Source organism: Roseibium sp. SCP15, from assembly GCF_040329435.1.
Classification (GTDB): domain Bacteria; phylum Pseudomonadota; class Alphaproteobacteria; order Rhizobiales; family Stappiaceae; genus Roseibium.
The window spans coordinates 518,140-539,751 of sequence record NZ_JBDZYI010000003.1 but is presented as its reverse complement, the minus strand read 5'-3'; the positions used below and the strand labels follow the sequence as shown (position 1 = coordinate 539,751).

The 21,612-nt window shown below is 56.7% G+C and carries 17 protein-coding genes; 5 read left to right on the top strand and 12 right to left on the bottom strand.

The window, feature by feature from the left end; translation table 11 throughout:
• Window positions 1-258 precede the first annotated feature (258 nt).
• Window positions 259-1,881: a glucose-6-phosphate isomerase gene (gene pgi, locus ABLO27_RS16335; protein ID WP_353033998.1), complete on the bottom strand. Its 1,623-nt coding sequence runs from the start codon at window positions 1,879-1,881 to the stop codon at window positions 259-261.
• A 287-nt stretch (window positions 1,882-2,168) separates the two neighbouring features.
• Between pgi and ABLO27_RS16330 the strand changes: the two genes are divergently transcribed.
• Together ABLO27_RS16330 and ABLO27_RS16325 are read left to right on the top strand one after the other, a co-directional pair.
• Window positions 2,169-2,774, top strand: a complete 606-nt coding sequence (locus ABLO27_RS16330) for a PilZ domain-containing protein (RefSeq protein WP_353033997.1) — start codon at window positions 2,169-2,171, stop codon at window positions 2,772-2,774.
• A 275-nt stretch (window positions 2,775-3,049) separates the two neighbouring features.
• A complete protein-coding gene (locus tag ABLO27_RS16325) occupies window positions 3,050-4,108 on the top strand; it encodes a malate dehydrogenase (protein ID WP_353033996.1) in 1,059 nt (352 codons plus the stop codon).
• Window positions 4,109-4,208: 100 nt separating this feature from the next.
• Here ABLO27_RS16325 and ABLO27_RS16320 read toward each other — a convergent pair whose 3' ends face one another.
• The 8 genes from ABLO27_RS16320 to ABLO27_RS16285 form a co-directional block, all read right to left on the bottom strand.
• On the bottom strand, window positions 4,209-4,847 hold the full coding sequence (locus tag ABLO27_RS16320; RefSeq protein ID WP_353033995.1) for a 2-dehydro-3-deoxy-phosphogluconate aldolase: 639 nt from the start codon (window positions 4,845-4,847) through the stop codon (window positions 4,209-4,211).
• 28 nt (window positions 4,848-4,875) lie between these two features.
• Complete coding sequence (edd, locus tag ABLO27_RS16315) at window positions 4,876-6,696, bottom strand: phosphogluconate dehydratase (protein WP_353033994.1); 1,821 nt, start codon at window positions 6,694-6,696, stop codon at window positions 4,876-4,878.
• A 133-nt stretch (window positions 6,697-6,829) separates the two neighbouring features.
• A complete protein-coding gene (gene zwf / locus ABLO27_RS16310; protein WP_353033993.1) occupies window positions 6,830-8,305 on the bottom strand; it encodes a glucose-6-phosphate dehydrogenase in 1,476 nt (491 codons plus the stop codon).
• A gap of 100 nt (window positions 8,306-8,405) precedes the next feature.
• A complete protein-coding gene (locus ABLO27_RS16305) occupies window positions 8,406-9,353 on the bottom strand; it encodes a carbohydrate kinase family protein (RefSeq protein WP_353033992.1) in 948 nt (315 codons plus the stop codon).
• A gap of 67 nt (window positions 9,354-9,420) precedes the next feature.
• Window positions 9,421-10,218 (bottom strand): ATP-binding cassette domain-containing protein, encoded by a 798-nt coding sequence (locus tag ABLO27_RS16300; RefSeq protein WP_353033991.1) that lies wholly within the window; start codon window positions 10,216-10,218, stop codon window positions 9,421-9,423.
• The gene (locus ABLO27_RS16295) at window positions 10,194-11,276 is read right to left on the bottom strand and encodes an ABC transporter permease (protein WP_353033990.1); all 1,083 of its coding nucleotides are present in this window, start codon (window positions 11,274-11,276) and stop codon (window positions 10,194-10,196) included. The genes ABLO27_RS16300 and ABLO27_RS16295 overlap by 25 nt, the downstream gene beginning before the upstream one ends.
• A 76-nt stretch (window positions 11,277-11,352) precedes the next feature.
• The gene (locus ABLO27_RS16290) at window positions 11,353-12,369 is read right to left on the bottom strand and encodes a sugar ABC transporter substrate-binding protein (protein ID WP_353033989.1); all 1,017 of its coding nucleotides are present in this window, start codon (window positions 12,367-12,369) and stop codon (window positions 11,353-11,355) included.
• A gap of 25 nt (window positions 12,370-12,394) precedes the next feature.
• Window positions 12,395-13,717, bottom strand: coding sequence for an ROK family transcriptional regulator (locus ABLO27_RS16285; protein WP_353033988.1), 1,323 nt, complete (start codon window positions 13,715-13,717; stop codon window positions 12,395-12,397).
• Between the two features lie 356 nt (window positions 13,718-14,073).
• Between ABLO27_RS16285 and ade the strand changes: the two genes are divergently transcribed.
• Window positions 14,074-15,795 carry an adenine deaminase gene (gene ade / locus ABLO27_RS16280; RefSeq protein WP_353033987.1) on the top strand — a complete coding sequence of 574 codons (1,722 nt, stop codon included), beginning with the start codon at window positions 14,074-14,076 and terminating at the stop codon, window positions 15,793-15,795.
• 63 nt (window positions 15,796-15,858) lie between these two features.
• Here ade and ABLO27_RS16275 read toward each other — a convergent pair whose 3' ends face one another.
• Both ABLO27_RS16275 and ABLO27_RS16270 read right to left on the bottom strand, forming a co-directional pair.
• Window positions 15,859-16,404 (bottom strand): hypothetical protein, encoded by a 546-nt coding sequence (locus tag ABLO27_RS16275; protein ID WP_353033986.1) that lies wholly within the window; start codon window positions 16,402-16,404, stop codon window positions 15,859-15,861.
• 164 nt (window positions 16,405-16,568) lie between these two features.
• Complete coding sequence (locus ABLO27_RS16270) at window positions 16,569-17,177, bottom strand: hypothetical protein (RefSeq protein WP_353033985.1); 609 nt, start codon at window positions 17,175-17,177, stop codon at window positions 16,569-16,571.
• Between the two features lie 20 nt (window positions 17,178-17,197).
• Between ABLO27_RS16270 and ABLO27_RS16265 the strand changes: the two genes are divergently transcribed.
• Together ABLO27_RS16265 and ABLO27_RS16260 are read left to right on the top strand one after the other, a co-directional pair.
• Window positions 17,198-18,355, top strand: coding sequence for an AAA family ATPase (locus tag ABLO27_RS16265; RefSeq protein ID WP_353033984.1), 1,158 nt, complete (start codon window positions 17,198-17,200; stop codon window positions 18,353-18,355).
• A gap of 305 nt (window positions 18,356-18,660) precedes the next feature.
• The gene (locus tag ABLO27_RS16260; protein WP_353033983.1) at window positions 18,661-20,328 is read left to right on the top strand and encodes a long-chain-fatty-acid--CoA ligase; all 1,668 of its coding nucleotides are present in this window, start codon (window positions 18,661-18,663) and stop codon (window positions 20,326-20,328) included.
• Between the two features lie 51 nt (window positions 20,329-20,379).
• On the opposite strand, the gene ABLO27_RS16255 is transcribed toward ABLO27_RS16260, so the two are convergent.
• Complete coding sequence (locus ABLO27_RS16255) at window positions 20,380-21,381, bottom strand: DMT family transporter (RefSeq protein WP_353033982.1); 1,002 nt, start codon at window positions 21,379-21,381, stop codon at window positions 20,380-20,382.
• Window positions 21,382-21,612 lie beyond the last annotated feature (231 nt).

Sequence of the window (21,612 nt, the reverse complement as noted above, 5' to 3'; positions counted from 1 at the left end):
GGGCCGTTTGAGACGGCGCGTTAAAATAATTCGACCCAGAATCCGTTATAGGGATTCTTGGACATTGAAAATCTCACCGAAGGTAAGCCGGATTGCGCTTTGGGGCAATCTCTCATTGTCGCAACCATCCGGTGTCGACCAAGAAACCTGTCCAGAGTTCTTCAACGATGTGAAACAGATAGCGGCCTGTAGGGCAGAAATATGGCGGAAGCGTCGAGTTTGACAAGGCTCCCGCCGGTGTTGCTGCCAGGGCGGGTATCAGCCGGTCAGCGCAACCAGCAAACCCCTGGTGGAAGCGTCCTTGTCGTCAGTCGGGGCTTCACCCTTGACCATCGGCAGCAAAGCCGTTGCCAGCTCCTTGCCAAGCTCAACACCCCATTGATCAAACGAGTTGATTCCCCAGATGACGCCTTCCACGAAAACACGGTGTTCGTAAAGCGCGATCAGCCGGCCGAGGGAGTACGGGGTTAACTGATCATAGGCAAGCGTCAGGGAGGGGCGATTACCGGGGAAAACCTTGTGCGGGGCGAGGCGATCGACCTCGGCTTGGTCCAATCCGGAGGCCGCAAGCAGTGCTTTTGCTTCTTCAAGCGTCCTGCCGAGCATCAGGGCTTCAGATTGTGCAAGGCAATTGGCGATCAGGAGGTCATGGTGATTCTCGAGATCGTCCTCGTGGCCCTTTGCTGCGATCAGAAATTCGCAGGGTATCACTGTCGTGCCCTGGTGTAGCAGTTGGTAAAAGGCATGCTGGCCATTTGTGCCAGGTTCTCCCCAGACAAGCGGACCGGTTTCCTGATCGACCTGGCTGCCGTCGAGTTTGACGCGCTTGCCGTTTGACTCCATGTCGAGCTGCTGCAAATAGGCGGGCAGCCGAGCAAGGCGCTGGTCGTAGGGCAGCACGGCACGGGCAGAGTATCCCAAGACGTCACGATTCCAGACCCCGATCAGGGCCATCAGCACCGGCAGATTTTCCTGCAGGGGCGCTATCCTGAAGTGATTGTCGAGCGCGTGAGCTCCCTCCAGAAAATCGTTGAACGCATCTGGGCCAATCGCGATCATCAGGGGAAGGCCGATTGCCGACCAGATCGAGTAGCGACCGCCAACCCAATCCCAGAAACCGAAGACACGGCTTTGGTCGATGCCAAAGGCCGCTACTTTATCAAGCGCGGTGGAAACAGCGGCGAAATGATCCCCGACAGCCTCTTCACCCAGAGCGTCCGCGATCCATTTGCGCGCTGTCTGCGCGTTGGTCATGGTCTCGATGGTGGTGAAGGTCTTTGAGGCGACGATGAAAAGCGTCGTCTCGGGGTCGAGTTTTTCCAGAGTATCAGCGATATGCGCGCCGTCCACGTTGGATACGTAATGAAGCTCAGGTCCGTCATGATATGGAGCAAGTGCAAGTGTGGTCATGACCGGGCCAAGGTCCGAGCCGCCGATGCCGATGTTGACCACATCCGTAAAGGGAACCCCGGAAGACGAGGTCAATTCTCCAGACCGGATCGCTTCCGAAAAGTCGGCCATGGCATCGAGCACTGCCAGCACGTCCGGCATGACATCCTTGCCGTCAACGAGGACCGGCTCGCCGGACCGGTTGCGCAGTGCCGTGTGAAGAACGGCACGCTTCTCGGTCGTGTTGATCTTTTCGCCTGCGAACATCGCTTCGCGTTTGCCTTCGACATCCGCTGCCTTGGCAAGTTCAATCAATTGGTCCAGAGCCTCTGCATCGATCCTGGATTTTGAATAATCGAGCAACAGGTCGTCCGTACGCGCCGTGAACCTGTCGAACCGGTTCGGGTCCGCGGCAAACAGGTTTCGGAGCGTTGTGGAATTCAGTTGCTCGGCCTTCTGGCTGAGAGAAACAAAGGCTGCTTCAAGAGCCATGAAATGTCCCCTTAAATCGATTTAACTTACCAGATTCCGCCCCTTCGGACGCGGGCTTCAGATAGCACAGCATATTTGCGAGGGGGAGAAAAATCTGCCCGCCGGATGCATTTGAGCCTGTCCATCCTCTTGTCCAATTCGAATTAACTTGAGGAATGACAGCCAACTGAGGGAAGAGTTGAGGAGAAATTAGGAGTTTTGTGAGAAAATGCTTAAAAATACGGCATTTCGAACGGAATTCGCCAATCTATTGGGCAGGCAAAATATTGCTTTGAATGAGCTTGGTCATGGGCACGGAAGACACAAAACACGCATTTTCACATCTTCAGGATCAACCGGATGTTCAGGAAGACGTTCTGGTGATCGATTTCGACAATCTTTCTGCCATCGATGCGGTTCTATCAAACGTGAGCGAGTGGGGCTGCCGTCTGACATCCGACGACATCAAGTCGCTTTACAAGACAATCGGCATCAAGGGTCGTGACGCCAACAAGCTGGTCAAGGCTCATGTCACTTCGGTAAAGGGCAACGACGCTGCCGTGGTGTTTGCCAAGAACGAAAAGACGGTCGCCGACAAGCGCCGTGAAAAACGCAACAGCGTCAATATTCCGGTCAAGATTGCGGACCTGGAAGGCATCACGGAAATCAGCGGAACGATTGTGGATGCCGCCAACAACGGCTGCAGGGTCAAGGCACAGGGGCTGACAGCGCTTCCTGAGGAAGTGTTGCTGACCATGAAGAAGTTTTCCAAACCCGTCGTTGCCGAATTTGCCTGGCGAAACGAGACTTCCGCCGGAATGCGGCTCTTGTGGAACAGGACCCTGGAAGAAGGTGCAGATGACGATGACGGCGATGCCGCCGATCAGATTGATCTGGAAGTTGAAGGCGTCTGATTTCGAACTTCCATCCGCGAGAGCCTGACACCAGGAAATCCCGGTTGATCCTGTCTGGCAAGTCGCAGAGAAGCTTTGCCGCTTCAAACCGCGACCATCCAATTAACCCACAGAAGCAAAAGAGGCTTGATCTGCAGGCCAGTCGGACTCATGCTTTGACATTGGATGTGAAAGCGACAAAGCCTGCGAAGGCATTCGGCAGAGCCTGAGAAAGACGACCATGCAGGGCCCCGAACCGCAGGCCGGCAAACCCTTGTAAACCAGGGAGCGGCTTCATGGATCTTGCGATCATCGGCGCGACAGGCAGTTGTGGCAGGCAACTTGCTGTCCAGCTTCTCGACGAACGAGTGATGTTACCTTCTGCACGTCTGCAGCTGGTCGGACACCACGGAGGACGCAGTGAGAGCGAACTCTGGGGTTTTCGAGCCGATCTGCGGGATGCCTTTGTCGATGACGCTCCCGCCATTGAACTGATCACCGATCCGGATCAAATTGATGCGGACGTTGTGGTGATGCTTGCCGGGGCGACCGTTTCCACCGATCCGGACGAAACTTTCGACAGGGCAGCTCTTGCAAGGGAGAATTATCGGCTCTTTTCGGTTTATGCCGAAAGTCTGGCGCGTCGCTCGGAACCGTCCCCCATCGTCATTGTCCAGTCCAATCCGATTGAAGTGGGCGTATATGCCTTCGCAAAACGGCTGGGCCGTCATCGTGTTCTCGGAGCGGGGGCATGGTCGGACACGTTGCGGTTCCGGGGGGAAATTGCATCGGAACTCGGGATCGGCCGTCGGCAGGTGCATGCTTACGTGCTTGGACAGCACGGTCTTCATATGGTGCCGACCTGGAGCCATTTGCAGGTGAAGGGGGTCGATGACAAGTTTGTCGATGCTCTTGTAGAGCGGATCCGGTCGGAGCGCGCCATGTCCGATTATCCCCGGGAACTTCAGACCGAGATGGAGCGATTGGTCGAGTTCGTTCGCAAGGGCGACGTGAAGGAAGCCTACACATTTGTCCGCTCGCTGCCGGCAGACCTCAGAATGGCGGTAAAGCCCTTCTTCATTCACTACACATCCGGCCGCACCACAGAAGTTGCGACGGCTCATGCAGTTGCCGATATCGCCTCACATCTGATCAGAGGAGAGCAGCGGATCTATCCCGCTCAAGTCGCTCTGGAAGGGGAGTGGTTGAACATCCATGGTGTGGTCGCCGCACCCGTGCTGCTCGGTCTCGACGGCTGGGAAACGGTTCACCCGATTGCGCTGGCAGAAGACGAAGAAGCGGCGGTTCTCGACGCGGCGGAGAGTGTCGCAACCGTCATAGAAGATCTCGCTTAATTTTCAGAGGACAAAAACCGGGCTCCGCGCCCGGTTTTCCAGATTGAATATCAGTTTCTGCGAAGCCGGACCGAACCGCCTTCCAAAGGCAAGATCATATCTAGTCGTTCAGGCCTGCTGCGGCACGGGCACGTTCTTCGATACCGGCCCAATCCTGAGTGGCAATCGCCTTGGCGTCTGCAATCCAGGAACCGCCAACGCACAGGACGTTAGGCAGTTTCAAATAGTCGGCAGCGTTGTTCAGGCTCACGCCGCCGGTCGGGCAGAACTTGGCTGCTGCAAGCGGTGAAGACAGGGATTTCAGATATGCGGCTCCACCGGCCTGTTCGGCTGGAAAGAACTTCAGCCTTTCATAGCCGCGTTCCAGAAGAAACATGACTTCCGAAGCTGTGGCGGCGCCAGGCAACAACGGAACACCATGCTCGTCAGCTGCATCCAGAAGGTTTTTGGTCGCGCCCGGAGAGACAATGAAGCGGGCGCCGGCAGAGACTGCCGCATCGTACTGCCTGCCGTTCAAGACCGTGCCGGCGCCGACAATCGCGCCTTCCACATGCTCATTCACGGCATCGATCGCTTCCAGCGCGTGAGCGGTTCGAAGAGTGATCTCAATAGCCGGAAGGCCGCCGCGCACCAACGCTTCGGCCATGGGTACGGCCTTCTTCGGATCTTCAACAACCAGAACCGGGATGACCGGAGCGGCGCACATCACCTTTTCAATTTTTTCAACGTCTTGCGCCATGAAACTCTCCTAATTCCTTTTTCTCAATTCAAGCACCAAAAACGTGTGCACCGGTGTCAGGCGTGCCGACATTGGCCCGGAATGCTGCAAACAGATCGCGGCCAACGCCGAACTGATGCTCGCTCAGGTCCGCCTCGGCCAGCGGGCGCGCGCTGAATTCAGCCTCGTCCACCAACACCTGCAGCTCTCCGGTAATCGCATCGACGCGGATCATATCACCGTCTCTGATTCTGGCGATGGGCCCGCCATTGGCCGCTTCCGGAGTAACGTGGATGGCTGCTGGCACCTTTCCTGATGCGCCGGACATCCGGCCATCGGTTATAAGGGCAACCTTGAGACCACGGTCCTGCAAAATACCAAGGCAGGGGGTCAGCTTGTGCAGCTCCGGCATGCCTATGGCCTTCGGTCCCTGAAAGCGGACCACAGCAGCAACGTCGCCGGTCAGTTCCTTGTTGTTGAAGGCCGCCAGAAAGTCGTCCTGCGAGTGGAAAACCCGGGCAGGCGCTTCGATGACATGACGTTCCTTGGCGACCGCAGAGATCTTGATCACTGCCTTGCCCATGTTGCCGGTCAGCATCTTCAGGCCGCCTGTCGGCTGGAAAGCCTTGGAAACAGGGGCCAGGACCGTTTCATCGCCAGAGATTTCAGGGGCCGCATCACGCTGGATGTTGCCATCCGCATCCAGCTTGGCCTCGACGGTGTAGCCGGAAAGGTCCGTGCCATGGACCGTTTTGACATCCTGGTGGAGATAGCCATCGCCAAGAAGTTCGCGAATGAGAAAGGCGAGGCCGCCTGCGGCCTGGAAATGGTTCACATCCGCCTTGCCGTTCGGATAGACGCGAGCAAGCAGCGGCACCACGTCGGAAAGGTCCGATATGTCGTCCCAGGTCAACTTGATCCCGGCGGCCGCAGCAATGGCGACAAGGTGCATCGTGTGATTTGTGGACCCACCAGTGGCGTGAAGGCCGACAACTCCGTTCACGATTGCCTTTTCGTCAATGATTTCACCAGCGGGAGTGAATTCATTTCCGAGCGCGGAAATCGCAAGTGCGCGCTTTGCAGCCTCTTTGGTAAGTGCGTCGCGCAGCGGTGTGCCCGGATTGATGAAGGAGGCACCGGGCATGTGCAGGCCCATGATCTCCATCAGCATCTGATTGGAATTGGCCGTACCGTAGAAGGTGCAGGTGCCCGGAGAGTGATAGGCCTTGGATTCGCTTTCCAGAAGCGCATCGCGGCCAACTTTTCCTTCGGCATAGAGCTGACGGATCTTGGCCTTCTCGTCGTTGGAAATGCCGGTTGTCATCGGACCGGCCGGAACGAACACGGCGGGCAGATGACCGAACGAAAGGGCTGCAATGGCAAGGCCCGGAACGATCTTGTCACAAATTCCGAGAAAGACTGCCGCGTCGAACATCTGATGCGACAGACCCACGGCGGCAGCCATGGCGATCACATCGCGGGAAAAGAGCGACAGCTCCATGCCTTCCTGGCCCTGTGTGACACCGTCACACATCGCCGGCACTCCACCCGCAACCTGAGCCACCGCACCGACTTCATGAGCAGCATCGCGGATCAGCGCCGGATAGGTTTCATAGGGCTGGTGAGCGGAAAGCATGTCGTTGTAGGAGGTGATGATACCCAGATTGGGCACGACATCGCCAGAGAGAGCCTGTTTGTCGGAGAGGCCGCAGGCAGCAAAGCCATGGGCAAGGTTGCCGCAGGAGAGACGCGAGCGTTGCGGTCCCTTTTCCGCTGCTTTGCCGATCCGCTCCAGATAGGTAGAACGGCTGTCATGGCTTCGTTTGACAATCCGTTCGGTGACTTCGCCGACACGATCCTGGATGGTCATACCTTCATGTCCTTTCCTCGCCAAAACTGGCTGGGTCGCTGTGTGTTTGCAGATAGGGCGATCTCGCCCCACTTCACTATTTAATCGATTTAAATGACAGAAAACTCACAGAGACCTGCCCTGTGAGTGTTTCTCAGTCGCTGTCGTCTTCCGACCAGGTACGGCCATCGCGTTCTACCAGAGCGATTGACGCAGAAGGACCCCAGGTGCCAGCGGTGTAGCCCTTCGGAGTGTCCTTGGAGTTTGCCCAGGCAGACAGGATCGGATCGATCCACGCCCAAGCAGCGTCCACCTCGTCCCGGCGCATGAAAAGGGTCTGGTTGCCACGGATCACGTCCATGATCAGCCGCTCATACGCATCGGGATTTCGAACCTTGAAGGCGTCCGCAAAGCTCATGTCGAGAGGAACCTGACGCAGGCGCATACCACCTGGACCCGGATCCTTGATCATCACCTGCATTTGCACACCTTCATCCGGCTGCAGACGAATGATCAGGCGGTTCGCCGTGATGGTTCCGGCCTCGACATCGAAGATCGAGTGCGGGATCGGTCGGAACTGAACAACGATTTCGGAGACACGCTGAGCAAGGCGCTTGCCTGTGCGCAGGTAGAACGGAACCCCGGCCCAACGCCAGTTGGCAATTTCCGCCTTGAGAGCAACAAACGTCTCCGTGCGACTTTCGTTGTTGCCAAGCTCTTCCAGATAGCCCGGCACCGCGCCACCCGAAGAGGCGCCGGCCCGGTATTGGCCGCGCACGGTCAGTTTGTCCGCGTTTTGTGCATCGATAGGGGAAAGCGCTTTCAACACTTTCAGTTTTTCGTCCCGCACGCTGTCGGCATTCATCGACTCCGGCGGTTCCATCGCGACCAGGCAGAGCAGCTGCAGCATATGGTTCTGAACCATATCGCGAAGGGCGCCTGCGGTGTCGTAATAGCCGGCGCGGCCACCGACACCGAGAGACTCAGCCACGGTAATCTGGACATGGTCGATGTGAGCTGCGTTCCAGAGCGGCTCAAACAGGGCATTGGCGAAGCGCAGAGCCATGAGGTTCTGCACCGTTTCCTTGCCGAGATAGTGATCGATACGGAAGATCTGATCTTCTCTGAAAACCGCACCAACAGTATCGTTCAGAGCTCTCGCCGACGTGCCATCCTTGCCGATAGGCTTTTCCATGACAACGCGGGAGCGTTCGTTGACGACGCCGATCTTGCCGAGATTTTCGCAAATGGTGCCGAAGAGATCCGGCCCGACCGCCAGATAAAAAGCGCGGGTGACATCCGGTCTCTCTTCGAGGACGGACTTGAGTGAGTCAAAACCAGCACCAGAGGCAATGTCGATCTTCACGTAGCAAATGCGTTTGAGAAACTGGTCGAGAGCTTCGTCTTCCAGATCCTTGACATGTTCCTGGAGTGCCTTGCGGGCGTAGTCGCGGTAGTCGTCGTCGGAATAATCCCGTCGCGCACTGCAGATGATGCGTGCACTTTCAGGCATTTGGCCATCAGCCGCCCGATGATATAGCGCCGGCAGAAGCTTGCGATGGGCGAGATCTCCGGATGCGCCGAACACAACCAGATCGAATTCTTCAACTTCAATGACGCGTACCGCCATAAACAAATCCCTTCCAAACAGCATGTCTGCCCAACGGATCGCCGATGCCTTGATCGGTTTCGACGGCGTTTTAAATCGATTTAATTCCTTTGTCAGCCCCTCATTTCAATGCTGACCATTCTTTTTCCAGTTCCTGCCTGTATGGCAGATCTGCGCCACGACGCGAACAGGTGATCGCCGCAGCCCTGACGGCAAATTCAAGAAGACGGCTCATTCGGTTTTCGTCAAGACTATCAAGCTCTTTTCTGCCCGTCACGCCAAGCTGGCGTAGACCGGCCAGCAACGCGGCCTGAAAAGTGTCGCCGGCACCGACCGTATCTTCAACCTCGACTTTCACACCCTCGCCATGAACCTCAATGCCTGGTGCATAGGCGGATGCACCGTCTGCGCCCCTGGTCACGATGACCAGACCAGCGCCCAGTTTCAGCCAGTCTCGCGCTATGTCCTGGAAAGGTTCGCCAGGTGCGATAAGGGCAAGGTCTTCATCGCTCACTTTGATGACATCCGTATGAGGAACGAGCGCCTCGGTGTTGGTTCGCCACAAGGACATGTCGGGAACGACTGTCGGGCGGATGTTGGGGTCGAAGGAAATCAGCGTGTGTTTCTTCTCCCGCGCAACAAGTGTTTTCAAGGCCGCTGCAATCGGGTCGACAAGCGCGGTGTAGGAACCGACATGGATAAAAAATGGCGGTTCGGAAAATTCAGGCAGGTCTTCAACGGTTACCATCCTGTCTGCAGCTTCGGTTCCGTAGAACGTGTAGGCCGGGTGGCCGTGGTCGTCCTTTTGCACGAGGCTGAGAGTGGTCAGGTAATCGGTTCTCAGGATGAACCGTTCGGACACGCCCTCCTTGCGAAACTTTTGAACAAGCTTTTCGCCCAGCATGTCTTTTGAGATGCCGCCGAAAAAGCCGGCATCCTCACCAAGGCGGGCAAGGCCCATCGCGACGTTGAGGGGAGAGCCACCAATGCGGGCATCGAAGGAAAGGCTGTCACCGTTGCTTGCTTCACCGAAGAGGTCAAACAAAGCTTCTCCGCAGATCAGGAACATCTGGTCTCCGATATATCAATTTGGACGCAGGAAGGTCCGGCTTGGCCGAACCTTGAATTCATACCGCTCAGGCAGCGAGGTTTTCGGGCGGTTCCATTGCCCCCGTCATGATTGCGACAGCGTCAGACATGGAAAAGTCCGACGGCTTGATTACGCAGGCCCGACGTCCCAGCCGGTGAATGTGGATCCGGTCGGCGACCTCAAACACATGTGGCATGTTGTGGCTGATCAGCACGATGGGCAGGCCGCGCGCCTTCACGTCCTTGATCAGGTCCAGAACCCTTCGGCTTTCCTTGACCCCGAGCGCGGCGGTCGGCTCATCCATGATCACCACCTTGGATCCGAAGGCCGCAGCCCGTGCGACGGCAACGCCCTGGCGTTGGCCACCGGATAGCGTTTCCACTGCCTGGTTGATGTTCTGAATGGTGAGAAGACCGAGTTCGCTCAGCTTGTTGCGCGCGATCTCTTCCATCTTCTTGCGGTCCAGCTGGCGCAACCACTTGCCGCGAAAACCCGGCTTGCGCAGTTCCCGACCCATGAACATGTTGTCGGTGATCGACAGGGCAGGGGACATGGCCAGTGTCTGATATACCGTTTCGATACCAGCTTCGCGGGCATCGATCGGCGAATAAAAATGCACCGGCTTGCCATCCAGCAGAATTTCACCCTCGTCAGGTTGAACAGCTCCGCTGAGAGCTTTGATGAGGGTCGACTTTCCTGCGCCATTGTCGCCGATCACCGCCAGGATCTCACCCGGATAGAGCTCGAAGTGGGCATGGTCCATGGCGACAACGCGGCCATAGCGTTTGACCAGGTTGCGTGCTTGCAGAACAGGTTCCATTAGACTGATACCTTTCTGATCCATTGATCGACTGCAACAGCCGCGATGATGAGAAGGCCGATGAGCAGGTAGGTCCATTGAGCATCGGCGCCCAGCAAACGCAGCCCGAGAGTGAAGACACCGACGATCAGTGCCCCGAACAGACTGCCGAGAATGGAGCCACGGCCACCGAACAGCGAAATGCCGCCAATCACCACGGCGGTGATGGATTCGATGTTGGCGAGCTGGCCGGAGGTCGGGGACACTGAACCGATCCGACCGATCATGGCCCAGCCGGCGAAGGCGCAGATCAGGCCTGAGAGCATGTAGACGGATATCAGCGTTTTCTTGACCTGAACGCCGGAAAGCTGCGCTGCCTCCGGGTCGTCTCCCACCGCATAGACATGCCGTCCCCAGGCGGTCTGCCGCAGGGCATACGCAAGCACCAGAACCAGCAGCACCATGAAAATGACGCCGTAGGTGAAGATGGCACCGCCAATATTGACCTTGTTGCCGAAGAGCTGCAGCAGCGGCGCTGCCTTGGCGATTTCCTGGGAGCGAATGGTTTCGTTGGCCGAATAGAGAAAGTTCGTCGCAAGCACGATCTGCCACATGCCAAGCGTGACGATGAAGGGGGGAAGTTTGACGACCGCGACGAGAAAACCGTTGACGTATCCGCATAGCGTTCCGCAGATCAGGCCGCACAGGATCGATATTTCTACCGGCAGACCGTAACGGAATGTGAACTGCCCCATAACCACCGAGGACAGCACCATGATGGCGCCGACCGAAAGGTCAATTCCCGCTGTCAGAATGACGACGCTTTGAGCGGCGGCAACGATGCCGACAATCTGCACCTGTTGCAGGATGAGGGTCAGTGCAAAGGGGGAGAAGAACTTCGAACCGAGCAGCAGGCCGAAGACAATAATGGACATCACCAGGACGATCAAAGGAACCAGTGAAGGTGTCTGGTGAAGTGTGTGCTGGATTTTGTGCCCCAGTCCGTGATGATGTTCATCGAACGAAGCCACAGCCTGCGGACCTGATGCCGCCGCGGATTCGTAATCCGCAGGTCCGCCTGCCGTCTTGGTATCTGAGCTCATGCCCGTATCCCTCTATGCGCCTTTCAAAAAGGGGCAAGGTTGCCCATGCCCCTTTTACAACGTTTTGGCTTGGGCATTAGCCCCAGCAGAGATCCTTGCCCTTGGCGGTGTCGATGGATTCAACTCCGTCCACCGGCTTGTCAGTCACAAGTGCAACACCAGTGTCAAAGAAGTCCTTGCCCGGGGTCGGCTCCGGCTTCGCGCCGCTGTCCGCCCAGGTCTTGATCGCCTCGATGCCGAGTGATGCCATCAGCAACGGGTATTGCTGTGACGTCGCGCCGATCACACCATCCTTGACGTTCTGAACGCCTGGGCAGCCACCGTCGACGGAGACGATGAGCACATCGTTTTCGCGGCCGATGGACTTCAGCGCCTCATAGGCTCCAGCGGCGGACGGTTCGTTGATCGTGTAGACGACATTGACCATCGGGTCCTTGGCAAGAAGGTTTTCCATGGCGCGGCGGCCGCCTTCCTCGTTGCCCTGGGTCACGTCGTGACCAACGATGCGCGGATCGGTTTCGTCGCCCCATTTGTTCGGGTCGCCGAGCTCGATGCCGAAGCCCTGCAGGAAGCCCTGGTCACGCAAGACGCCAACTGTCGGCTGGCTGATTGCCAGGTCAAGCAAGGCGATCTTGGCGTCTCCGGCTGCATCACCAAGGCTGGCCGCCGCCCATTGGCCGATCAGCTCTCCGGCCTTGAAGTTATCGGTCGCAAACGTCGCGTCCGCTGCATCGATCGGGTTCAGCGGCGTATCAAGCGCGATGACAAGAATACCGGCATCACGCGCTTGCTGGACTGCGGGAACAATGGAAGACGTGTCGGAGGCCGTCAGCAAGATGCCCTTGGCACCATCGGCAATGCAGGTTTCAATCGCAGCGACCTGAGTTTCGTGGTCGCCGTCGATCTTGCCGGCAAAGGATTTCAGCTCGATGCCGAGCTCATTTGCCTTTGCGGTCGCGCCTTCCTTCATTTTCACGAAGAACGGGTTGGTGTCTGTCTTGGTGATCAGGCAGGCTGAAATATCAGCTGCAGCCGCAGGGGCGGCAGCCATGGCTGCGAGTACGGATGCTGTCGCGAGTAATTTGCGGATCATAATCGTAGTTCCTCCCTGGCCTATATCAATCGGGACGGTTGGGTGTGGCCAGATGTGACCCCAACCGTGCTGCACGTGCTGGAAAACCGGCATTGTCTTCATTCCTGCCGGCACCAGCGGGTCCCGCGTCTTTTCCTCCCGTGAGGATTACTGCTCTCGGAGAGAAGTTGAAAAACTGAGGCAAGCTGGCCGCGCCGATTGCACCGGCGTCCTGGCCAAAACTGCCTATGTCGATATCCGGTGATTGCCGTTTTTCCGGAGCCGCTGCTTCCACTGCTGAAATCAAAGCCTTGCGGAATTCTTCAGGAAACGGGCTTGCCAGATCGCCGTCGATGATCACGAGAGGCATATCCAGCATCGCGTAGGCGGAGCGAAGAGCGAGAGCGAGCGCCTCAGCGCAGTCGGTCATCCATTCAAGAAACTGCCGGTCGCCGCGCTCGGCCGCGTCCTGGAGGTCCTTCCGCTTCAGTTTCTCGAAACCATCCGGTGCCATATGGCGGGCAAGGGCAACCAGCGAAGCACGTGTCAGCAGAAGATCCCATGTGTGTCGTGCCTCCGGTGCAGTTGAAAGACTGCTTGGGGGAACGGGCATCATGGCGACATCGGCCGCATTGCCCGAAACACCGCGCACCACGTCACCTTTCAGGACAAGGCCGCCACCAATCGCCGGACCAAGAAAGAGATAAAGGAAATTGTCGTTCTGACGTCCAAGCCCGTAAAAGAGCTCGGCTACCGCTGCTGCCGTTCCATCGTTTTCGCTGAAGACCGGCAATCCTGTTGCCTCCTGCAGTGCGCTTGCAAGGTCGTAGTCTTCCCACTTTGCAAAGTCGGCTTCCGGCAGGCCGAGTTCGTGCAACCAGGCTCCCAGGTTGAACGGCTGGGCAAGACCGATGCCCGTGATGCGGTCCTGCTCGTCCGGTTTCAGCTCTCCACGCAACTCCGCAAGATCGTTGGCCAGAATTTCAAGAGCGCGTTCAGGTGGGGGAAGAATAAGGTCGTGAAGACGCCGTTCAATAATCTGTCCGGAGAAGTCCATAAGGACCGTTTCCAAATTCGTCCGATCGAGCCTGACGCCGAATGAAAAAGCTCCGCGCGGAGCGAGCCGCAGGATGGTGGCCGGTTGTCCCCTGCTGCCGTCGTGACGCTTACCGGCCTCGTAGATGAAACCGCCTTCGATGAGGTCCTGGATGATGGCGCCGATGGCGGCATTGGTCAGCTGTACCGCCCGCGCCAGTTCCGCCTTCGAAGCTTCGCCGGCCCGCCGCAGGATCTGCAGAACAATGCGCTCGTTATAACGCCGCAGTTGCGCGGAATTCGATCCGCGTCCGCTTTTGCGAGTCTCCTCCACTTTCCTCGCTCCTCCGGGATTCGTCCGTCATTGTCTCTGACGGCTTCATAATAATTAATTTTGATGAAATTATTCGCTCGCAGGCTCTCTCTGTCAATCGGAAATTGCTATTGCAGCGCGAAAATCCGGCATCGTGCTGCGGTAAGTTGCTGGGAAAAAACGATAACCGGCACGAAAATTTCCAAGGCAGGATGCCGTTCAGGCAGGTGCTTCACCGAACTGCAACAACTGGCGCCCCATTCTTCTGCCGAGAACGTTTCAGGCCTTGCACTCGACTGGCCCCGGCGGGGAAAGGTTTGATAGCAGCGGCAAGTTCCGTATTGTCGTTGGCAAAACAAGAATCGGAGAGAAGACGAATGCCGGTAAAACATGATGAGTCCTTTCTGGCGCGGGCAATCGCGGCTGGCGCCGGAGATATCCCTGCGGATCTCGTGATAAAAAATGTTCGTCTTTTCAGCGTCATCGACGGATCGACGGTGGAAACCGATATCGCGATCGTGGGAGACCGGATCGTTGGTACTCTCGATAGTTACGCCGGCGACAGGACGATTGACGGAGCAGGTCTCACGGCGGTTCCCGGTTTCATCGACACACATCTGCATGTCGAAAGCTCGCTGGTGACGCCATTCGAGTTTGACCGCTGTGTGCTGCCTCACGGGGTAACGACGGCCATTTGTGATCCGCATGAAATTGCCAACGTCCTTGGCGCACAAGGGATACGGTATTTTCTCGACAGTTCTCTGGAAACGGTGATGGATCTGAGGGTCAATCTGTCCTCCTGCGTACCGGCAACGGCCTTTGAAACTGCCGGTGCCTGTCTGGAGATCGAAGACCTGCTGCCTTTCCGCGATCATCCGAAAGTCATTGGATTGGCGGAGTTCATGAACTTCCCGGGCGTGCTGGCGCGGGATGCAAATGTGCTCGCCAAACTGGCCGCCTTCCAGGACGGGCACATTGACGGGCACGCGCCGCTGCTGTCCGGACTTGGTCTGAACGGTTACCTTGCCGCTGGCATTCGCACAGACCACGAAGCAACGACGGCCGAAGAAGCGCTGGAGAAACTCTCCAAAGGCATGACGATCCTGATGCGGGAGGGGTCCGTTTCGAAAGACCTTGAAGCATTGGCGCCGATTCTGACGCCTGATGTTTCTGCGTTCATCGCTCTTTGTACGGATGATCGGAACCCGCTGGACATTGCGGAAGAGGGGCATCTGGACAGTATGATCCGGCGCCTGATTGCAAAGGGTATCCGTCCGCTCGACGCCTATCGCGCGGCCAGCTGGTCGGCGGCCAATGCATTCGGATTGAAGGACCGGGGTGTTATTGCCCCGGGCAAACGGGCCGACATTGCCTTGCTGAGCGATTTTGACGACTGCCGTGTCAGCCAAGTCATCTCCGGTGGTGTGGTCGCCGACGATGCGGCGTATTCGCAACGGACCATCATTGAACCGGTCGGGCTGGACAGTGTGAAAGTCGCACCGGTTTCTGCTGACAAGTTTGCTATCCCGGCACGCAACAGCGAAGCGGATGTCATTGGCGTTGTTCCAGGGAAAATCATTACGGAGCACCTGAAGAAAACCCTGCCGGTTGCAGGAGGAAAGACGCTGGTCGATCTGGATCAGGACGTCCTCAAGGTGGCTGTTGTGGAGCGCCACAAAGGCACCGGCAATATCGGTCTTGGTTTCGTCAACGGTTTCGGCATGAAAAGAGGCGCCATTGCTTCGTCGGTCGGTCACGACAGCCACAACATTTGTGTGGTCGGGGCTGACGAAGACGCCATGGCGCACGCGGTCAACAGGGTAATTGCCATGAAGGGAGGGTTTGCCGTCGCGGACGAGAACGGGGTCAAGGCCGAGCTGGCTCTGCCGCTCGCTGGCCTGATGAGCCTGGAACCGTTCGAAACCGTGAAGGAAGAGCTGGAAGATTTGCGGGCATCGGCCAAGGACCTTGGCTGTACACTGGATGAGCCGTTCCTTCAGGTCGCCTTTTTGCCGCTGCCGGTCATTCCTCACCTGAAGATCACCGATTTTGGTGTCTTCGATGTCAACAAGTTCGAGTTGGTGGATCAGGGTTCCTGACAGCCTCCGGAACGTGGCAAAGATCGTCAGGACAACCTGTCAGTGACGGGCTTCTGTAGCGCGTCAGTACCGGCGTATTTTCTCCCTGAAACTTGCCCATTTGCGGATACCGCGGGCAGCAAGCAGGAGCACAACAAGACCGATCGCGAGTGTCCAGTACATGATTGTTCCATCGAGCGACAGGTTTGGAAGATAATCCGTTGGGTATGCGATGTTCGGATTGAGAGGAAGGTATGTGACTGGAATCTGGTCGTTGCTCTCGCTCGTTCCAGGGGCGTATGGGAGGAGAAACAACAAAGTACGCTGTGAAGAATTGGCAGGAACGATCTTGACCTCAACCAGAAAGCCTCCAGTCCAATCACTAATATTCTTAAGCGTGTTGCGTGGGCTCTCCTTGATCTTCTCGTGGTCTTCCGTCCAATCTTGACCGTTCGCTTTCACGCTTGTCACAGTTCCGGGTACTGTTTCTCCGAAGTTTTTCAGTAGGATATATTTAAAGCCGCTGTCATGGTGAAAGTAGATGGAAATCAGCACTGCGCACGCGATGAAGAAAAGTATCGCAAGATTTAGCGCAAGGCTGTCTTCAGCCTCTTGCTTGGGGTGAATCATTGTTTTCTCGCCAAAAAGAAGATGTGGCGACCTTATGCACGATAAAGTAGCAGCTCCGCAAGCCTGATGATGGCGCTATCGGTACTTCTCGAACTTATGTCGATTTTCAATCTTGAATTGTATAAGCTTTACGTTTGGTTGTGGATTGAGTTGTTGCAGGCAGGCTAATATCTTCTCATCCGCCTGCGAAATCCAATCCACTTCTGGATCGTCTCCAGTCCAAGCCAAATGATGATCAGGCCTGCAACGAGTGACCAGAACATGATTTTGCTGTCGAGGGCGAAATTGATCAGGTGGTCAGCGGGGTAAGCTATGCGGGGGTTAACGGGGAGATACGTGATATCGAGCGTATTTGTGTCCTGCCGTCCCGAGAAGCCGATGGGCATTTTGAAGGAAAGGATCTGAAGCTGCGATTTCTCGGGTTTGAACTCAACAAGAACTGTACTTCCAGAGATGAGCGCATCAAGGTTTTTGAGTGAGTTCCTGCGATTTTGGCGCGTGACCTTCTGTATGTCGGAGAAGCTTTCGCGACTGCTCTCCACGCTCAGAATGGTTCCGGGAACTGTCTTTCCAAATCCATTCAGCAGCCAATACTTCAAGGCAGTATCGTGGTGAAAATATACAGAAATGAGCACGGCAACGGATGCAATGAAGAGGATTGCAAGATTTAATGCGTGACTGTCTTCTGCCGCTTCCCTTGGATTCAGCATGAGCCCAATTCCTTCGTTTCGACGAAGAAAATCATTATGCGCGATAAACGCGAAAAGCTCCAACTTCAGGATGGTTTGAGTTCATGATTCTCACCCTGGCTGTTTCCGGCTATCGGTCCCTTCGCGACATCGTGCTGCCGCTCGACCGGATTACACTGGTGACTGGTGCCAATGGCAGCGGTAAGTCGAGCCTTTACCGGTCCATTCGACTGCTTGCCGAGGTTGCACAAGGGCAGGCAATCGCATCGCTGGCAGCAGAAGGGGGATTGCTGTCGACCTTGTGGGCCGGGCCTGAAGCCTTTTCACGATCCATGAAACGCGGCGAAGTGCCTGTTCAGGGAACCGTGCGCAAGAACGTGATCAGCCTGAAGCTTGGCTTTGCCGACGAGGACTATGGCTATGCGATCGATCTGGGACTTCCTGCTGATGCCGGACGATCGTTCTTTTCCATGGATCCCGAGATCAAGGTTGAAGCGCTTTGGGCAGGCGAGGCCTTGTCGCGATCCAATGAAATTGCAGGGCGTAACGGTCCGACAGTCAGAGTTCTGAACGGCCAGGGACAGCGCATGCCAGTGGTTCAGAATCTCGCCCGTTTCGACAGCATGATGACACATGCGGCAGATCCCAAGGACGGGCTTGAGCTGCTTGTCATGCGTGAGCGCATGAGGGCATGGCGGTTCTACGACCATCTCAGGACCGACAGGGACGCGCCTGCTCGCTATCCGAAAATCGGCACAAGAACTCCCGTTTTGAGCGCGGATGGTGGCGATCTGGCCGCCGCATTTCAGACCATCCTCGAGATCGGTGATGAAGCGGCACTTGCCGAAACCATCGATGACGCCTTTCCGGGCGCGAGCATCGAGATCACGGTGAATGACGGTTACTTCGAGCTTCTGATGCAGCAAAAAGGATTGTTGCGGCCACTGAGAGCTAGCGAACTTTCCGATGGCACCTTGCGATTTCTGCTGCTGACTGCCGCGCTTCTGTCGCCGCGTCCTGCGCCTTTGATCGTCCTGAACGAGCCCGAGACCAGCCTGCACCCGGCGTTGCTGGAACCTCTTGCAAGGTTGATCTGCAAGGCGGCGGAAAAGACACAAGTGATTGTTGTGTCCCATGCTGATGATCTGGTTGCATTTCTGGCGGAGCAATCCGGCTGTCTGCGCTTCGAACTGCGAAAGGAACTGGGTGAAACCGTTGTGGACGGCGCAGAACCTCCTCGCTGGGCATGGCCAAAAAGGTAACAGGCCCGGAGCATTGATGCGCCAGGTTAAGTTTTTGATTTACCGTGGGTATTGCTAAGCTTGCCGGCAAACTTATCTATTTCTTATGTTTCGCATCTGCAAAAAAATGAAGAGGTGTCGTTACGTCGCGAGTTGACGTGAACGGAAGGTTGCGTCATGTCAGAAGAGACCCAAAGAGGTGACGCTTTGATCGCAGTCCGAGCCAGGAGGGGGAGAATGTCAGGAGATTGCGTTGGGTCTTCCGGACAATTCGGGAATTTGGCGGACCGGGTATTCGAAGCGATAAATATGCGTTGGAGAACGTTATGACGACTGCGGAGGAGTGGAGCGCGGCCTTTGAGCCCCGCCCCGTACACGAGTATCTCGAAACCACTGTTGCACAATTCGGTGACCGCCCGGCTGCCGACTTCATGGGCAAAGTCTGGACCTATTCGGAGTTGGGCGAGCTGGTCGACAAGACCGCAGCGGGGCTTCAGGCAATGGGTGTCGGTCCGGGTGTTCATGTCGGGCTGTGCCTGCCCAACACCCCGTTTTATACCGTCTTCTACTTCGCGATCCTGAAGATCGGCGGCACGGTGGCCAATTTCAATCCGCTGTATGTCGAACGGGAGATCGCATTCCAGGCCCGCGATGCGGATGTACGCATCATGGTCACGATGGACCTGAAGGTCATCTACGACAAGGTCGAGGATGTCCGGAAAGAGAAGATCCTGGACAAGATCATCGTTTGTCCGATGACCTTCTGTCTGCCGACAATCAAGAAAGTCCTGTTCAGCCTCTTCAAGCGCAAGGAAATCGCGGACATACCGCATGATGATGCGCATATTCGCTTCGACAGCCTGCTGACGAGTGGCGACAGGCCGAAGCCGGTTGAAATCGATCCGGACAACGCGATCGCCGTTCTGCAATACACCGGTGGAACGACCGGGGTTCCCAAGGGCGCCATGCTGACGCACAAGAACCTTTCCGCCAACATCGAGCAGATGCGCTGCGTCTTCGAAAAGGCGCGGGCGGGCGAAGAAAAAATGCTGTGCGTGCTGCCGTTCTTCCATGTCTTTGCGATGACGGTGGCGCAGAACCTGTCCATCATCCTGGGCGCTGAAATGGTGTTGCAGCCGCGTTTCGAACTCAAGGCTCTGCTGGATGCAATCACCCGCAAGAAGGTGACGCTGTTCCCCGGTGTGCCGACCATCTACACCGCCATCAACAATTCGCCGATGACGGCGAAATACGACCTGTCCAGCATCAACCTTTGCCTTTCGGGCGGTGCGCCGCTGCCGGTCGAGGTCAAGGAAAGCTTCGAGAAGCTGACCGGGTGCATTCTGGTGGAAGGATATGGCCTGACAGAGTCTTCACCGGTCGCCGCCGTCAATCCTCTGGACGAAAACCGTCGTGCCGGGTCCATTGGCCGCCTCGTTCCGGGAACAAAATCCCGCTTCGTCAGCATCGAAGACAGAAAGACTGACGTTGCACCTGGTGAGAAGGGCGAGCTGCTGCTGCATGGTCCCCAGGTGATGAAGGGGTACTGGAAACGTGATGATGCCACCGCGGATTCAATCACGCCCGAAGGCTATTTGCATACCGGAGACGTCGGTTATCAGGACGAAGACGGATTCATTTATCTCGTTGACCGGATCAAGGATCTGATCCTGTGTTCGGGCTACAACGTCTATCCGCGCGTGATCGAAGAGGCGATCTATCAGAACGAGGCGGTTGACGAGACGATCGTCATTGCAATTCCGGACGAGTATCGCGGCCAGTCGCCGAAAGCCTTCATCAAGTTGAAGGAAGGCTATTCCAGCTCTGCGGAAGACATGCAGACCTTCTTGAAGGATCACTTGTCGACCATTGAAATGCCGAGGGAATTCGAGTTCCGGGATGAGCTGCCGAAGACCATGGTCGGCAAGCTTTCCAAGAAAGAACTGGTTGAGGAAGAGGCCCAGAAACGGGCGGCGCAAGCCAAGAGCGCTTAGAAGCTGTTCCTCAGACAACTGCGCTTGTCGTCCTTGCGAAGGCAGGTTCCGTCAATTTGAGTAACCGCGCCCGTCTGCGGCGCGGGCCAGCTCACGGCCACGCTTGGCTTCGCGGTGAACGGTGTAGAGCGAGGCCGCTATCACCACGATGGCGCCTGCAAGCGTCTCCAACCTGGGCCAATGGCCGAAAACCAGCGCGCCGAAGATCGTGGCGTAAAGCAGTCTTGTGTAGTCAAGCGAGGCAATTGCGGTTGCCTCGCCTGATTTGAAGGCCTTGATGTTCGAAAGCTGACCGGCCCAGGAAATGATACCGATCAGGACCAATAATCCCCATTGTTCCAGAGTTGGTGCTTGCCAGGTGAGGATGGCCGGGATCAGCATGATCAACCCGACACCGAAAGCCTGATAGGTCAGGATCGTGACCGGCGGGTCGGTGCGGGTCAGGATGCGCACGACAATCATCACCATCCCGGCGCAGGCGGCACTGGCAATCGCAAGCAGCGCGTAAGGGTCTATCAGCGCTTCACCGTCCGGGCGCAGCATGAGCAGGACGCCCAGGAAGCCGACAATTGTCGCGCCCCAGCGATGTACGCCGACTGTTTCTCCCAGCAGCCAGATGGCAAAAATTGTTATGAAAAAGGTTTTTGAGAAGCTGATCGCGGTCGCATCAGCAAGCGGCAGCTCGATGACGGCCGTAAACCCGCAGAGCATTGCGGTTGTGGCGAACAGAATTCGGGTCAGCTGGAGGCCGGGCCGTTTGGTCGCCAATGAATGGGGAAGACTGCTCAGGATATTCGGGGCAACGATAACCAGCATGACCGCCTGACGCACCACGAGAATCTGAAACACGCTGAGATCCTGTCCCAGGAACTTGATAAGCGTCACCATGATGGAGAACAGGAAAGCAGCGAGCAGGATCCAGAGAGCCCCTATCGTGTTGGCGGGCAAGTGGGCGGTTCTTGCCGCCAGCTTCTTGCTGAAACCGAAACCGGAAGAGGAATCGGTCGCAGCAGACGCCTTGTCGGGCGCTGGCTCTTTAGGTGACATATCCATGTTGTTTCCTGGACCAGACGGGAACGAAAAAGCAGGGGCACGGGTGGCCGAAGCGAGAATGCGCGCTTGGTCTGAACGTAGGTGGTATCCGGTGCAAGCTTAGCGTTTTTTCGATGGAAGGGAAGTGGCAACCATTAGGTTTGCCTTGATGCGTGAAAGCGGTATATTGCAGTTCATATCGCTCTCGTCCCGAAAGAGAAGCCGGATCCCATGTACTGGAAACGGCCGTGT